The 14,718-nt window shown below is 29.5% G+C and carries 11 protein-coding genes, 1 pseudogene and 1 other annotated feature; of the genes and pseudogenes, 2 read left to right on the forward strand and 10 right to left on the reverse strand.

Annotated elements, in window-relative coordinates; all coding sequences use genetic code 11:
- Positions 1 to 93 precede the first annotated feature (93 nt).
- The 9 genes from aroD to cls all read right to left on the reverse strand — a co-directional run bounded on the left by aroD (position 94) and on the right by cls (position 9,988).
- Positions 94 to 861, reverse strand: a complete 768-nt coding sequence (gene aroD / locus HF850_RS07280; protein ID WP_169104805.1) for a type I 3-dehydroquinate dehydratase — start codon at positions 859 to 861, stop codon at positions 94 to 96.
- A complete protein-coding gene (locus tag HF850_RS07285; RefSeq protein ID WP_169104806.1) occupies positions 846 to 1,370 on the reverse strand; it encodes a shikimate kinase in 525 nt (174 codons plus the stop codon). The genes aroD and HF850_RS07285 overlap by 16 nt, the downstream gene beginning before the upstream one ends.
- A gap of 33 nt (positions 1,371 to 1,403) precedes the next feature.
- Complete coding sequence (gene aroE, locus HF850_RS07290; RefSeq protein WP_169104807.1) at positions 1,404 to 2,216, reverse strand: shikimate dehydrogenase; 813 nt, start codon at positions 2,214 to 2,216, stop codon at positions 1,404 to 1,406.
- A 20-nt stretch (positions 2,217 to 2,236) separates the two neighbouring features.
- Positions 2,237 to 3,388 (reverse strand): prephenate dehydratase, encoded by a 1,152-nt coding sequence (pheA, locus tag HF850_RS07295; RefSeq protein ID WP_169104808.1) that lies wholly within the window; start codon positions 3,386 to 3,388, stop codon positions 2,237 to 2,239.
- A gap of 89 nt (positions 3,389 to 3,477) precedes the next feature.
- Complete coding sequence (gene aroC, locus HF850_RS07300; RefSeq protein WP_169104809.1) at positions 3,478 to 4,551, reverse strand: chorismate synthase; 1,074 nt, start codon at positions 4,549 to 4,551, stop codon at positions 3,478 to 3,480.
- A complete protein-coding gene (gene aroA, locus HF850_RS07305) occupies positions 4,529 to 5,836 on the reverse strand; it encodes a 3-phosphoshikimate 1-carboxyvinyltransferase (RefSeq protein ID WP_169104810.1) in 1,308 nt (435 codons plus the stop codon). Before aroA ends, aroC begins: the two co-directional genes overlap by 23 nt.
- An 18-nt stretch (positions 5,837 to 5,854) precedes the next feature.
- Positions 5,855 to 6,907 (reverse strand): 3-dehydroquinate synthase, encoded by a 1,053-nt coding sequence (aroB, locus tag HF850_RS07310; RefSeq protein WP_169104811.1) that lies wholly within the window; start codon positions 6,905 to 6,907, stop codon positions 5,855 to 5,857.
- A 47-nt stretch (positions 6,908 to 6,954) separates the two neighbouring features.
- Positions 6,955 to 7,968 carry a 3-deoxy-7-phosphoheptulonate synthase gene (gene aroF, locus HF850_RS07315; RefSeq protein WP_169104812.1) on the reverse strand — a complete coding sequence of 338 codons (1,014 nt, stop codon included), beginning with the start codon at positions 7,966 to 7,968 and terminating at the stop codon, positions 6,955 to 6,957.
- A 583-nt stretch (positions 7,969 to 8,551) separates the two neighbouring features.
- On the reverse strand, positions 8,552 to 9,988 hold the full coding sequence (gene cls, locus HF850_RS07320) for a cardiolipin synthase (RefSeq protein ID WP_169104813.1): 1,437 nt from the start codon (positions 9,986 to 9,988) through the stop codon (positions 8,552 to 8,554).
- A gap of 235 nt (positions 9,989 to 10,223) precedes the next feature.
- Positions 10,224 to 10,435, forward strand: a binding site (T-box leader).
- Positions 10,436 to 10,619: 184 nt separating this feature from the next.
- Between cls and leuS the strand changes: the two genes are divergently transcribed.
- The gene (gene leuS, locus HF850_RS07325; protein ID WP_169104814.1) at positions 10,620 to 13,070 is read left to right on the forward strand and encodes a leucine--tRNA ligase; all 2,451 of its coding nucleotides are present in this window, start codon (positions 10,620 to 10,622) and stop codon (positions 13,068 to 13,070) included.
- A 153-nt stretch (positions 13,071 to 13,223) separates the two neighbouring features.
- Positions 13,224 to 14,045 carry a nitroreductase family protein gene (locus HF850_RS07330; RefSeq protein WP_169104815.1) on the forward strand — a complete coding sequence of 274 codons (822 nt, stop codon included), beginning with the start codon at positions 13,224 to 13,226 and terminating at the stop codon, positions 14,043 to 14,045.
- Positions 14,046 to 14,134: 89 nt separating this feature from the next.
- Here the strand turns inward: HF850_RS07330 and HF850_RS07335 are convergent.
- A pseudogene (locus HF850_RS07335) lies at positions 14,135 to 14,714 on the reverse strand (ABC-2 family transporter protein).
- Positions 14,715 to 14,718: the final 4 nt, after the last annotated feature.

Raw genomic sequence — 14,718 nt, forward strand, 5'->3', positions numbered from 1 at the left:
TATAAAGTACTATTAACTATAATTTTCACATAATCGTTCTTATATATGTACAATTTATAATATAAACTATTTATTATACTCTTTCAAATTTGCTTAGCTTTTGCTTTTGTGAATAAGACTTAAAATAGTACTTAAATCATCAGCATTAATCTGACCTGGTGCAGATGTTTTTTCAGCTGCTCCGAAAGTTAATGCTGACCCAAAAAATTCTCCTGCTATTCTACTCACCATACCTATACTTCCCATAGACATTGTTATTATAGGTGTGTCTGAATATTGTTCATAAATATCACTTGTAGCACTTAACAGAGTAAGCACATCATTTCTGCATTTAGGCATTACTGCTATCTTAGGAATGTCTGCTCCTAAATCAATCATCTTTTTAAGTCTTTCCGTAATTTCTTTTTTAGAAGGTGTCTTCTCAAAATCATGATTTGAAATTATAACTTTTACTTTATTTTCATGTGATATATTAATTATATTTATAACCTCTTCATAACCTGTAAAAAGTTCAATATCTACTAAATCAATTTCTTTTGTCTTTACTATTTCTTTTAAAAGTTCAATATAATATTCTTTTGATATCTCTCTATTGCCACCTTCATTTTTAGTTCTAAAGGTAAATATAATAGGGATATCTTTTAATAATTTTCTAATATATGATAATGTTTCTTTTACTTTATCTATATTTTCAACATCTTTATAAAAATCTACACGCCACTCTACTATGTCAAAATTAATATTGTTTAGTTTTTCTATTTCACCAGCTAATTCACTCTCATCAATTCCCATAAGCGATACTGCAATTTTTGGAATATCATCACCTATTCTTACATTTCTCACAACTACTGCTTTTGACATATTCTCATCCCCACGTGTTCATGTATTATTTCTTTTATTTCATCAACTACATCTTTCAAATCTGAATCATTAACAACTATTTTATCTGCATATTTTTTATAAAGTTCATATCTTTCATTGTATAATTTAATAACTTTTTCCTTACCATCCTTAAGAAGTGGACGTTTAGATACATCTACATCATCTAATATCTTTTCTAGGGGCCTGTCTATAAATATTATTATAGATTCCTCCTTAAAACATTTCATATTTTCTTCTTTTTTTACTGCTCCACCACCTGTAGCAATAAGTATATTCTTCTTTTTAGAAAGCTCTATGCAACATTCAGTTTCTACATTTCTAAAATGATCTTCACCTTTTTCAAAAAGCTCTGCTATGGTTTTTGAAGTCTTTTTTTGAATATAATCATCCACATCATAAACCATTAAGTTTAATTCTTCACCTAGTATTTTACTAATAGTTGTTTTCCCACATCCAGGCATTCCTATAATAACTATCTTATCTTTCATAACACACCCCAAATTCAGTTAACATTTAATTGATTATTTAAAATTCTTGTTTATATGCGAATAAACTTTATCAAAAATCTCATTACTGATTTTCATTTCTTGCCATATTTCTTCAGACTTTATAGCCTGACCTACAAGCATTTCAAGCCCTCCACATATCTTTTTATTTAATTTTTCACCAATATCTAAAAACTTTGTTTTTCTAGGGTTATAAATGATATCAATTAATACATCAAAATTTTGTATTACATCCTCTTCTACTGGACTTACATCAATATGAGGATACATTCCAACAGGAGTTGTATTTACTATGGCATATCCCTTTAAATCTTTAATAGCTTCATAAGTTCTGCACTCAACTCTTGAATCCTCATACCCTGATTCTTTTCTTTCTGACCTAGAAATTAAATATACTTTTGTAACTCCCTTATCCAATAAATAAGTAACTACAGCCTTTGAAGCTCCTCCAGTTCCTAATACCATAACAATTTTATTATTTACATTAAGATTATTTTTATCAATTATTGTTCCAAATCCATAATAATCTGTATTATATCCATATAGTTTGTTATCTTTGAAGTTTATTGTATTAATTGCACCTATATTCTTAGCTTCTTCTGATATTTCATCTAGATATTTCATTATATCCTGCTTATAAGGTATAGTAACATTAGTTCCCTTTATTTTTAATACTCTAAGAGACTCTGCCACCTTACATAAATCATCTTTTTCTACTTCAAATTTTTTATATGCACCTTTTATATTTAATAGTGAAAATACTTGTTCATGTATTTCTGGTGAAATAGTATGAGGTAGTTTTTCACCTAAAACTCCGTAAAATTCCACTTTACCACTCTCCCACTACATTAATTGTCTTGCACTCCTTTATATCCTCCAAGAAGTTTAAAATATGAACTGCTTTCCTGTAATTTATTTAACGCTTTCTTTACTTTTTCATCTGAAATATTTCCTTCAAAGTCCACATACAAGAAATACTTCCATAATCCACTCTGCATAGGTCTTGATTCTATTTTCATCATGTTAATTTGATTTTCTGCAAGATGTCTAACTAAGTCATAAAGAGCACCTGCTTTATGTTCCATTGAAAATACAACACTTATCTTGTTGCAATCCTCATCTGATTCAAATGTCTTAGAAATTACTATAAATCTTGTAGTATTTTCAATTCTATTATTTATGTTTTCTTCTATAATATTAAGATCATAAAGCTCTGCTGACCTTCTGCTTGCTATAGCTGCTTTACTCTTATCCTTTAAATCACTAACAAGTTTTGCACTTACTGATGTACTATGGAAAGGAATCAGCTTCCAATGATCATATTGTTTTAAAAATTCTGTACTTTGCTTAAATGGCTGTTCATGAGAATAAACTTCTTTTATATCATCTAAAACAGCTCCTTCTACACCTAATAAATGTTCTTCAATTTTTACACACTCTTCACCTACAATGTAAAAATTATATTTATATAATAAATCATATACTTTTGAAATAGCTCCAGTTGAAGAATTTTCTATAGGTACAACACCATAATCAATTTCATTATTATTTATAGCCATAAAAACATCTTCAAATTCATCATATGACTTAGAATCAGCATTCTTTCCAAAGTGATTTATCATAGCTTCTTCTGTATATGATCCAGGTTCTCCAAAAAATCCTACTTTACACTTATCTATTCTGTGGCTCTTTATTTTATTTAAATCAAATATATTATCTTCAGACGATTCACTTTTCATTTTCTTATGTTCAAGGTCTTTAGCGATATTCATTAAATTATTATAAAATGCTGTTAACTCTTCTGAATATTCCTTATTATTTAGATAACCAACATTCTTTTCAATAACTTGTTTTTCTCTATCTTTATTAAGCACTGGCAGATTATTCTTCTTTTTATATTCTCCAACCTTTATAACTGTATCCATTCTTTCTTCGAACAATCTTGTAATTTCTCTATCTATTTCATCTATCTTCATTCTATAACCATCAAGTTCTGACATTCTAATGTTCTCCCTTCTGTTCTAGCAATTAAGTGTTCTTTTCTTAATTAATGCTCCCTTATAAGGTGTATATCTTTTCAATAATTAAATTATTTAATTAATTCCATAAGTCCAATAGCTGTTACTGCTTCAATTACTGGTACTGCTCTTTGAACTATACATGGATCATGTCTTCCCTCAATAACAAGTTCTGCATCCTTATGTTCATTTACATCTATCGTTTTTTGATTCTTTGATATTGATGGAGTAGGTTTTATTGCCACCTTAAATAATATAGGCATTCCATTTGTTATTCCTCCTGTTATACCTCCATTATTATTTGTATATGTCTTTACTTTATCACCATCATAATAGTATTCATCGTTACACTCTGATCCTCTATGTTCACTCATAGAAAATCCTTTGCCAAACTCAATTCCTTTTACAGCTGGCACCGAAAACATTAAATGAGCTAATGTTGATTCAACTGAATCAAAGAATGGATCACCAATTCCTGCATCAATTCCAAGTACAGCACATTCAATAGTTCCACCTACTGAATCCTGCTCTTTTCTTGCTTCAAGAATAGTATTTCTCATTTCTTCTTCCTTTTCCGTTGCCAATAATGGCAATTCATTAACTTTTATTGTATCTAAAAGTTCATTAGTTAATTCCACATCAAAAAAGCTCTTATCTTTTACTTTTCCTATACTACTTACATGAGCTCCTATTTTTATCCCTTTAGATTCTAGTATTTGCTTACATACTGCCCCTGCAAATACTAAAGGTGCAGTTATTCTTCCTGAAAAATGACCACCTCCTCTGTAATCATTAAATCCCTTATACTTAATAAATCCAGGATAATCAGCATGGCCTGGTCTCATTAAGTCTTTAAGCTTTCCATAATCCCTAGAATGCTGATCACTATTTCTTATAATTGCACAAAGAGGAGTACCAGTTGTTTTGCCTTCAAAAAATCCACTTAAAATTTCAGGCATATCTGTTTCTTTTCTTGCAGTAGATAATTTACTTTTTCCTGGAGCACGCCTAGCCATTTCCTTTAATACTTCTTCCATATTTATTTCAAATCCAGATGGAAGTCCGTCAATTGTAATTCCAATTCCTACACCATGAGATTCACCAAATATAGATACTTTAAATTTATTTCCCCACATTCCACTCATCAAACTTACCTCCTAAGCTTTTGTAATCATCCCAAAATTGTGGATAAGATTTTGAAACACACTCATAATCTTTAATAATTATAGGTTCTTCACATACAGTTGAAGCTATTGCAAGTGTCATTGCTATTCTATGATCCTTATGACTCCACACTTCAGCTCCACCCTTAAGTTTTTTTACACCATTTATTATTAAACCATCTTGTTTTTCTTTAATATCTGCACCAAGTTTATTTAATTCACTTGTAACAGCTGCTAATCTATCACATTCTTTTATCCTAAGTCTCTCTGCATTTATTATTTCAGTAGTACCTTCACATATAGAAGCAACAAGCGTTACTACTGGTATAATATCAGGGCATTGTGAACCATCTATTATTGTAGCTTTTAATTGTCCATTAGATTTCCCTATAAGACTTGAATTTTTACTTTCAAATTTTACGCCTATTCTTTCTAATATATCTATTACTTCTTTATCTCCTTGAAGAGAGTCAAGTTTCAAATCATTTGCAGTAATTTCATTACCTAATGCATCTGCACATAAGAAAAATGCTGCTTGAGAGTAATCTCCTTCTACTCTATAATCTCTACTCTTGTAATTTTGATTTCCTTTAACAATAAATTCTTTGTAATTATTGTTGATTATTTCAACACCAAAATCCTTTATAGCACTTAAAGTTAAATCAATATATCCCTTAGACTCCATTTCAGTTGTTATTATTATTTTTGAATCCCCATCTAATAAAGGAAGTGTAAATAATAGCCCTGTTATGAATTGTGAACTTATATTACCTTTAACTTTAAATTCACCAGATTTAAGTTTTCCTTCTGTTCTTAAATCTAATATTCCTTCTTTATAACTATACTTTATTCCTTGCTCATCAAAAATATTGTAATAAGTATCTAATGGTCTTTTTCCTAAGTTTCCTCTTCCAATAAATCTATTAATTCCATCAAATAACGCTGCAATAGGTACTAAAAATCTCAATGTAGATCCAGATTCATTGCAGTCTATAAGTCTTTCTCTTTCTATATTGCTCTTTACTTTATTATCCTTACTGTTTATTCCTGTTACTTCAAGATAATCTTCCTTCTTTACTATGACCGCCCCAAGTGACTCCATTGCCTTTATTGTAGCTATTATATCATCTGAATAATCAATATTAGTAAGTCTGCTTATTCCACCACTTAATGAAGCACATATTACAGCTCTGTGTGCCATACTTTTTGAAGGTGGTATCTTTATATCACCATTTAATTTAGCTGGATAAACTTTATAATCCCCCATTTTCACACCTCCATAACATTATTTAAAAAAGTCTACACTTGTTTTTTCTAAGAAAGAATCACCTATTGATTTAAGAAGTACCACTTTAAGTACATTATCAATATTCTTTTTGTCTAAAGATATAGTATCTAATATAACGGATTTTTCATTAATTTCTACTTCATAAGGTAATCCATACTGAATTAAAATTTCTTTAATAGTATCAGCTGTACCTGTTTCTGTGATTCCTTTTTTCTCTGAAATTTTACTTATTTCATACATTCCTATTGATACAGCTTCACCATGACTAAACTTCTTAAAATCATAATATGCTTCTATAGCATGACCTAATGTGTGTCCAAAATTTAAAAGCATTCTTTCTCCAGTATCTCTTTCATCTTTTTCCACAACACACTTCTTAATATAGCAACAGTTGTGTATAATTTTTTCTATGTTGTTCATAACTTCATCTTTAGATTTTAAACTCTTTAAGAAATAGAAAAACTCTTTATCCTTTATACATCCGTATTTTATTACTTCCGCCATTCCATCTCTATAAAATCTATCATCTAGAGTATGAAGCACTTCTGGATCTATAAGTACTAATTTAGGATGATAAAAGCTTCCTACTAAATTCTTACCTCTATCTAAATCTACAGCAACCTTTCCTCCAACACTGCTGTCAACCTGTGCAAGAATAGATGTAGGAATCTGTACAAAAGATACTCCTCTAAGGAAAGTGGAAGCAGTAAATCCTCCTATATCTCCAATAACTCCCCCACCTAAAGTTATAATCAAATCACTTCTTGTAAGTTTAAAATCTAGAAGTTCATTATAAATTGAAGGAAGTGTATTTATTGATTTTGTTTCTTCTCCTGGTTCAAGAGCCATAAGTTTAACTTCATATCCAGCTTTCTCCAAGCAATTTACAACTCTTTCTCCATAATGTAATGCAACATTTTTATCACTTAAAACAAAAATCTTTCTCCCCTTAAACACTTTTCCTATTTCAATATCTATCTTATCTAATAAACCTTTTTCTATTATTATAGGATAACTTCTCTCTCCTAAATCAACTAACAATTTTTCCATTGGTATCCTCCTGACTTTTATATATAAAATAATTACTACTCATAAAATTAAAGCTCTCTTCCTACTGCATTAGCAATAACTTTTAGCTCTTCAACTAATTTAGCATAATTTTTAGGTTTTATAGATTGTGGACCATCACATAATGCATTAGCTGGATCATTGTGCACTTCTATTATAAGCCCATCGGCACCTACAGCAATAGCTGCTTTTGCAAGAGGTTCAACCATCCAGTACTTGCCTGCAGCATGACTTGGATCTACTATAACAGGTAAATGACTTAATTTTTTAACTGCTGGTATAGCACTTAAGTCCAAAGTGTTTCTTGTATAAGTTTCAAAGGTTCTTATTCCTCTTTCACATAGAATTACATTTTCATTTCCACCAGCCATAATATATTCAGCAGACATTAACCATTCTTCTATAGTTGCAGATAATCCTCTCTTTAATAAAATTGGTTTATTAATCTTTCCTAGTTCCTTTAGAAGTTCAAAATTCTGCATATTTCTAGCTCCAACCTGAATTACATCAACATTTTCTACAAAGGTTTCAATATCATAAGGTGACATTAATTCTGTAACTATTGGAAGACCTGTTTTTTCTTTAGCTTTCTTTAATAATTCTAATCCTTCATATTTTAATCCTTGAAATGCATATGGTGATGTTCTTGGCTTAAAAGCACCACCTCTTAAGAAATTAGCTCCTATTTCCTTAACCTCTTCTGCTATCTGTACTATTTGTTCTTCACTTTCTACTGAACATGGACCAGCTATCATTGCAATTTTCTTTCCACCTATTTTTACCCCATTAACATCAACAATTGTTGGATCCGGATGAAACATTCTATTAGCTTTTTTAAATGGTTCTTGAACATGCATCACATTTTCTACAATTTCACTTGCTTCTATAATTGAAGGATCTATTTGTGTTGTATCTCCAACTAATCCTAAAATACTCTTTTCAGTACCTATTACTGGATTTACTATAAGCCCCTTAGATTCAATTTGTTTAGTTAATTTATTAATTTCTTCTTGTTTTACATTTTGTTTTAATATTACGATCATTTATAAAGCCCCCTTAACTTATCTACAAAGAAAATACATAATTAATAGGTATAAGTAGTAGTCATTATTCTTTTTTTCTAATTATATGTTTTATCAGTTTCTACCTATAAAAAATAGAGCCCTTACATTAATGAGCTCTATCTTATACACTATCACTTAAGATTTTTACTATAAATTATTAAAACTTTAAACACTCATTAAAAGGTTATTATTATTCATTTTTTTGCAAAACAAATAGCCAGCGCTAAAATAAAAGCCCCAGAATATAAAACTAAAAAAGCTATAAAAATTTTGCATTGCTGATTTACTAATATCCTTTTTCATGTTTTTTCTCCATTCTTTGTAAAAATAATTGTTTTAATCATTATAACAAATCGAAATAAATTGTCAATATTCATTAACAATTTAATATCAAAATTTTATATTTTTTAATCATTTATCAATATTTTAGCTTTTTATTAAAATCACCACAAATAATTCATTAATAAATAATAAAGTGTTAATTATAAAAATTTATAATTCCTATAACATAACCTTACTTTTATAATATATATTTTTTATTTCTGGTTATTTAAATATTTTTCTATAAAATAGGTGATAATAACCTTATGATTGATTCCTTGATTTTTAAAATACCACTTCTACTTTCGTGCATTTCTTTAGTTATTTCATAACAATCTTCCATGTCTTTCATAAATTGCTCTTCACCATTTTTAGCAACTCTATCATCATAAATAAATGCATTGACCTCAAAGTTTAATTTAAAACTTCTTATGTCCATATTAGCAGTTCCAATACTCATAACAAGACTATCTGCTACCATTGTTTTAGCATGTATAAAACCTTTAGTGTAAGCATATACCTTTACGCCTGCTTCTAATAACTCTCCAATATATGAGCTTGCTGCCCATCCCATAAAGAAATGGTCTGGCTTACCTGGAATCATTATTCTTACGTCTGTTCCAGATAAAGCAGATATTTTTAAAGCTTCAAGCACTGGTGAATCTGGCACAAAATAAGGTGTTTCTAAATATACATTTTTCTTTGCATTATTAATTATTTTAATGTAAGCATTTCTTATGTATGGTTCCTCATGGTCTGGCCCACTTGTAACAATCTGTATACCAATATCTCCTACTTTTTCTTTTTCCCTTATCATATACTTTCGATAACTTTCTATTACTTCTCCAGAAGCATAACACCAGTCCATCAGAAATCTTGCATTTAAATCATCTACTGATTCACCATTAATTCTTACATGAGTATCTCTCCAAAAGCCTATCTTTTTATCCCTATTTATATATTCTTTTCCTACATTAAATCCACCTACATAACCATATTTACCATCAATAACAACTATTTTTCTATGATTTCTATAGTTGACACGAGTATTTAAATGAGGGATTATTCCTGGAAAAAACACAGCAAATTTTCCGCCTGCAGAAATATATTCTTTCAATGTTTTTTTAGTTAATTTCCTTGAGCCCATTGCATCTGCAAGAAGTCTTACTTCTAACCCTTCTTGTGCCTTCTTAGTTAATTCCTCAATTATTTGTTGTCCTAATATATCTTTCTTGAAAATATAGTATTCAATGTGTATATATTTTTTAGCATTTCTTATATCTTCTAAAAGTTGCTTAAATTTATCTTCACCGTTTACATATACGTCAATATCATTATTTATCCTATATTTTGATCCTGAATCATTAAAATTCATTTTTCTAAGATCAGAAAACTTTTCTCCCCCATCATGAGAAGATATACTAGATTCATGCATCATATCATTTAATATTTTTCTCTTTTTAGCATCACTTATTGTTTTTTCTTTGAATATTTTCTGTCTGCTTAAATTCTGACCGAACAATAAGTAAATTATAAATCCTATCCCTGGCAGCACAATTAGTATAAGTAACCATGCCCATGTTGTAGTTGGATCTTTTCTTTCAATAAAAATAAGCGAGAAAGAAAAGAATACATTTAATATTAAAACTATCAGACCTAAAGCTAATAGCAAATCCATCCCATCACTTCCTTTGTTAGTAATTTATAAATCCTAATATTCCTCTTATACTCGTATATATTAATATTCTTTAATATATCATATAATTCTCATTTTATCATATTATGTTTAAAATAAATTTTAACATTTTCTAAACATAATATAGCCCTTATATCTTCTATTATAATTTGTAGTTTTATACTACTTGAATTCTTGATTTATTAACAATTTTAATATATAATAGTTCTAAAATTGTATAAAAGCATTGAATAGAAGTAGTAGTAATATTTATATCTTAAGAGAGTTATTGGCTGGTGTGAAATAACGTTATATTATTATGAACTTGTCTAGGAGCTTATCTGCCTAAGAAACAGATACGGTAAACCCGTTAAAGTATTAAGTGAAAAGAATTTGTTATAATTCTTTTAATAAGAGTGGTACCACGGAAACTATGCTTTCGTCTCTTAATAGAGATGAGGGCTTTTTTTATACAAAAATAAGCTCAGTTAACAATTTGCAATAAGTGAAAAAATGCTTCAATAAAATAGAATTTCTATTTATAAAATTAAAAATTCATATATTGTTGACCAATTTTATATTAATTGTTAACTTTTATTTGCTAACTATTAACTGAAATATTTGGAGGTTTAAAATGGGAAATTACAGTACTAAAATCGATGAAAAATGGCAAAAGATTTGGGAAGAAAATGAAACTTACAAATTTGACCCTACAAACTTAGATAAGAAGCTTTATACTCTTGAAATGTTCTCTTATCCATCAGGAGCTCAATTACATGCTGGCCACTGGTTTAACTATGGTCCAACAGATTCATGGGCTAGATTTAAAAGAATGCAAGGATACAACGTATTCCAACCAATGGGATTCGATGCATTTGGCTTACCAGCAGAAAATTATGCAATAAAGACTGGCATTCATCCACAAGACTCAACATTAAAGAACATTGAAACAATGGAAAAACAATTAAAATCTATGGGTGCAATGTTTAACTGGGAAAATGAAATAATCACTTGTCTTCCTGATTACTACAAATGGACTCAATGGTTATTCTTAAAATTATATGAAAAAGGATTAGCTTATAGAAAGAAAGCTCCAGTAAATTGGTGTCCATCTTGTAACACAGTTTTAGCTAACGAACAAGTTGTTGATGGTGAATGTGAAAGATGTGGAACTGTTGTTACTAAAAAGGACTTAACTCAATGGTTCTTCAAAATTACTGATTATGCTGATGAATTATTAGATATGATTGATGGCTTAGATTGGCCTGAAAAAACTAAAGCAATGCAAAAACACTGGATCGGAAGATCTTATGGTGCTCAAGTTACATTCAAGGTTAAAGATTCAGATTTATCATTTGATGTATTTACAACAAGAGTTGATACTTTAAATGGTGTAAGCTATGTTGTTTTAGCTCCAGAAAATAAATTAGTAGATGAATTAACACTTCCTGAATATAAAGAAGCTGTTGAAAAATACAAAGAAGAAGCTGCTAAGCAAACTGATATTGAAAGACAATCTTCTTCTAAAGAAAAGACTGGTGTATTCACTGGTTCATATGCAATAAACCCTATTAACGGTAAAGTAGTTCCAATATGGATTGCTGATTATGTATTAGCTACATATGGTACAGGATGCGTTATGGCTGTTCCTGCCCATGATGAAAGAGACTTTGCTTTCGCAACTAAATTCGAATTACCAATTCAAAGAGTTATAACTGATAAAGTTGGAAATGAACCTGAATTACCATTCTGTGAACATGGTATCTTAGTTAACTCAGGAAAATTTGATGGATTAACTACTGATGAAGCTAAAAAGGCTATCGTAGAAGAATTAGAAAAAGATAAACTTGGTGCTATGAAGGTTAACTTCAGATTAAGAGACTGGCTTGTATCTAGACAAAGATATTGGGGAGCTCCAATTCCAGTAATCTACTGTGATGATTGCGGAATAGTTCCAGTTCCAGAAAAGGATCTTCCTGTTAAATTACCATACAATGTAGAATTTACTCCAGACGGAAAATCTCCATTAGCAAAATGTGAAGAATTCGTTAATACAACTTGCCCTTGCTGTGGTAAACCTGCAAAGAGAGAAGTTGATACATTAGATACTTTTGTATGCTCTTCATGGTACTATTTAAGATATCCAGACAATAAAAATGATAAAGAAGCATTTAACCCAGAACTAATTAATAAGATTCTTCCTGTTGATAAATATGTTGGTGGTCCAGAACATGCATGTATGCACTTATTATATGCAAGATTCATCACTAAAGCATTAAGAGATATGGGATACTTAAACTTTGATGAACCATTTAAGAGTTTAACTCACCAAGGATTAATTCTTGGACCAGATGGACTTAAAATGAGTAAATCAAAAGGAAACACTATCTCTCCAGATGACTACATTAAACAATACGGCGCTGACGTATTCAGAATGTACTTAATGTTTGGATTTGCATACACTGAAGGTGGAGCTTGGAGTGATGACGGAATTAAGTCTGTATCTAAATTTGTTGACAGAATAGAGAGACTTTTTGAAACTTCAAGAGATGTTATAAATTCTACTGAAAATACAAAAGCAACTATAGATGCAGCTGAAAAAGAATTAAACTTCTGGAAACACACTGCAATTAAAGGTGTTACTGAAGATACAGATAAAATGCAATTTAACACAGCCATAGCAAGACTTATGGAGCTTACTAATGCTCTTAATAAATATCTTCAAGAAGGTGTTAAGAATCCAGTATTCTTAAAGGAAACTATAACTGACTTTATTAAATTATTAGCACCATTTGCACCTCACTTTGCTGAAGAAGAATGGAGCTTACTTGGAAATACTACAAGTGTATTCAATGAAAGATTACCTAAATTTGACCCATCTGCTTTAGTTAAAGATGAAGTTGAAATAGCTATCCAAGTTAATGGAAAAATCAAATCAAAAATCATGATTCCATCAAACTTAGATGAAGAAGGAATCAAAGCTGCTGCTCTTGAAAATGATAATATTAAAGAAGCTACTGCTGGTAAGAATATCGTAAAAGTTATTGTTATTAAAGGAAGACTTGTTAATATAGTTGTTAAATAAGAGAAACGGATACTGAAATCTCAGTATCCGTATTTATTTATCTTAAAGCAATTCTCAGTATAGTTCTATATAATTTCCCTTTACTTATTATTAATAATTTTATTAATTATTGTGCATACTAAACTATGTAAAATAATCAAGGAGATGATATTAATGTTTTTTGTAGATAGAGATAAGTGTATTGCTTGTATGCAATGTATAAAAGACTGTCCTACTGACGATATATATTTAAAGGATGGAAAAGCACATGTAAAAAATGAAGCCTGTATAAAATGTGGACATTGTGTAGCTATATGTCCTGTTAAAGCTGTAGCTACTGATGACTATGACATGGATGAAGTAATTGAATTTGATAAAGAAACTTTTGAAATATCAGCTGAAAGACTTTTAAATTATATAAAATTTAGAAGAAGTGTAAGACGCTTTAAAGATAAACCTGTAGAAAAAGAAAAGATTGAAAAAATCATTGAAGCCGGTAGATTTACTCAAACTGGAACTAATAGTCAAGATGTTAAATATATAGTTATTTCTGATAAGTTAGATGAACTTAAAGAAATGACTTATGAAATATTAAATAAAAAAGGGCAACATATTTTAGATAATATGTCTCCTGAGCTAAAGCCTTTAGAAAGATATGCTAACTTATGGACTAAAATGTATTTTGCACATAAAGATGATCCAAAAAAGCATGACAGGTTATTCTTTAATGCCCCTGTTGTTATACTAGTAACAGCTAAGGATGAATTAAATGGTGCTTTAGCTTCCTCAAATATGGAACTTATGGTTGATACATTAGGTCTTGGAACTTTCTTCAATGGATTCTTCCAAGTAGCTGCTAAAGATAATAAAGAAATTATGGATTTCTTAAATATAAAAGATGAAAGAAAGCTAGTTACATGCATGGTAATAGGATACCCTAATGTAGTTTATAAACGAACTGTACCAAGAAAAAAAGCTGAAATAACATGGCTATAGTAAAATAGATTACATAAGATAAAAAATCTGTTACTAAACTATATACTATGATTGTTTAATAACAGATTTTATTCTATAAGATAATTTTATTAGCTTCCTGCACTTTCATAAGATTTCATTCCCATTATCCATATCTTATAAGCTATACATATTGAAACTATTGCAACTCCTATTGTAAGTAAAATTCCTATTTCAAACGACTCTCTCCCTAAAAAATATGCTGCTGGATAGTATCCTGTAAATATTAAATTCTATTCCAATTTTAGTAGAAGAATATATCGTAAGTATTACTCCAATTATTATTTCCCCTAACCCATCTGGCTGTACACTCTCTGATATTACTTGAAAAAGTGGATTTATAGGTCTTAAAAGATATCTATCAAACTCTCCTTCTACTATTGTTTTCCATGAAAAAATCCATAAATAATCTGTAAACACATGATCTATTCCCCTAGGTATCTGTGCCATGCCATATATAAATAATATTTCATAAAAAGACCATCCATCAAGCTTAGGAATTGCCTTAAAAATAAGTTCAATAAATATTATTCCAGTACATTGCACAAGTAAAAATCCTATAAGTCCCAACACAAAACTTGCTCTATATTCAATAAGTACTTTTACATACTGCTGAAAAAATTTTTTATATAGTTTAATATATTTCATCATTTTA

Source organism: Clostridium sp. SM-530-WT-3G, from assembly GCF_012843905.1.
Taxonomy (GTDB): Bacteria; Bacillota; Clostridia; order Clostridiales; family Clostridiaceae; genus Clostridium.

Bases quoted from the DNA above. Each gene is read 5' to 3' on its own strand.
- aroD (WP_169104805.1), bottom strand. From the start codon at position 861: ATGTCAAAAGCAGTAGTTGTGAGAAATGTAAGAATAGGTGATGATATT.
- HF850_RS07285 (WP_169104806.1), bottom strand. From the start codon at position 1,370: ATGAAAGATAAGATAGTTATTATAGGAATGCCTGGATGTGGGAAAACA.
- pheA (WP_169104808.1), bottom strand. From the start codon at position 3,388: ATGTCAGAACTTGATGGTTATAGAATGAAGATAGATGAAATAGATAGA.
- aroC (WP_169104809.1), bottom strand. From the start codon at position 4,551: ATGAGTGGAATGTGGGGAAATAAATTTAAAGTATCTATATTTGGTGAA.
- aroA (WP_169104810.1), bottom strand. From the start codon at position 5,836: ATGGGGGATTATAAAGTTTATCCAGCTAAATTAAATGGTGATATAAAG.
- aroB (WP_169104811.1), bottom strand. From the start codon at position 6,907: ATGGAAAAATTGTTAGTTGATTTAGGAGAGAGAAGTTATCCTATAATA.
- aroF (WP_169104812.1), bottom strand. From the start codon at position 7,968: ATGATCGTAATATTAAAACAAAATGTAAAACAAGAAGAAATTAATAAA.
- cls (WP_169104813.1), bottom strand. From the start codon at position 9,988: ATGGATTTGCTATTAGCTTTAGGTCTGATAGTTTTAATATTAAATGTA.
- leuS (WP_169104814.1), top strand. From the start codon at position 10,620: ATGGGAAATTACAGTACTAAAATCGATGAAAAATGGCAAAAGATTTGG.
- HF850_RS07330 (WP_169104815.1), top strand. From the start codon at position 13,224: ATGTTTTTTGTAGATAGAGATAAGTGTATTGCTTGTATGCAATGTATA.